The organism is Actinoplanes sp. NPDC048791 (genome assembly GCF_040650095.1).
Lineage (GTDB): Bacteria > Actinomycetota > Actinomycetes > Mycobacteriales > Micromonosporaceae > Actinoplanes.
In genome coordinates this window covers 1-1,131 of sequence record NZ_JBEZGQ010001697.1, presented here as the reverse complement: position 1 = coordinate 1,131, position 1,131 = coordinate 1, and the positions used below count along the sequence as shown (strand labels likewise).

Genomic DNA, 1,131 nt, shown 5'->3' with positions numbered 1-1,131 from the left:
CCGTGACCGGGTCGGTCCGGCGGTCGGTGCCGGCTGCCGGCCAGGCCCGCCGGTTGGGGCTCGTCGCCGGCGCCGCCCATCGACCGGCCGCCGCATTGGACGGTGCGGCCGGGCGGGTTGCGCGGTCCGGTTCTGCCGGGCGGCCGGTGAGGGCTTCGATGACCCGCAGGTACTCCAGGTGCGCCTCGGTCATCAGCCGCTGGAAGGTCGCGTGCGCTTCCGCGCTGTGCCGGGCCAGCTCCAGCGTCTCCCAGCCGGGAGGGTCGGCGGACTGCGCCGGCGCCGCCGAGACGGGCGCGGCGGACTGGGGGACGTGCGGGGTAGGGGGCACGGGAAGTCTCCTTGGATAGGACGGCTTTATCCGTACTATTCGGACACAGGGCGGCGCGTCGTGCCCGGGAAACGGCGGGGGTTACCCCGGTCAGGCGGGGCTGCGGCGCAGCGCGAAGCGGGCTCGGGTCAGCCCGTCCACCGAGCGGATCGCCATCGCGTCGCAGAGCTGCTGGACCAGCCACAGGCCCATGCCGCCGATCCGGCCGGGCCGCGGCGGCAGATAGCCGGCGAGCGGACCGGGCGGCACCCGGCCGTCGTCGGTGACCTCGCAGACCACCGCGTCGTCGGTCAGCCAGACGCGCAGCTCCCGGTGCTCGCCGCCGTGCCGGATGCCGTTGGTGGCGACCTCGCTCAGCGCCAGCAGGAGATTCTCGACGCGGTCGGGCGGCAGCCAGCCCTCCGCGGCGGCCCGCGCCCGGACCTGCGCGCGCAGGCCGGCCACGGAGTCGTGCACCGGTACGGCGATGACGGGCTCCCCGGTGACCGGGTACGGCGGCTCGGGCAGCTCGGTCAGCAACCGTTCCGGCGGCTCGTAGCCCACACTCTCCAGCCACCCGTCGTCGTACAGCCGGGGGTGGGTGCGTTCGGCCGTGCTGACGGTTTCCGGCGGGAGGTTGCTGCGGTCGTACGGGCACAGCAGATGCCCGCACAGCCCGGCCAGTGATTCGTTGAGCGCGGACTCGAAGCGGACCCAGCTGCGCGCCCCGTGCGCCGGCGTGGTGTGCCCGATCAGCCGCATGAACGGCCGGCCGCTCGACGCCGCGGCCCGCAGCAGCTGGGACCAGCCGGCGATGGTGC

2 protein-coding genes are annotated in these 1,131 nt (G+C 75.2%); both read right to left on the bottom strand.

The features are described 5' to 3' along the window. Window positions 1-331 (bottom strand): hypothetical protein (locus AB0C29_RS49715; protein ID WP_360835548.1); only part of this gene is annotated, 331 nt, incomplete at its 3' end. A gap of 90 nt (window positions 332-421) precedes the next feature. Beyond that, on the bottom strand, window positions 422-1,131 hold a 710-nt coding region (locus AB0C29_RS49710; RefSeq protein WP_360835546.1), incomplete at its 5' end, for an ATP-binding protein.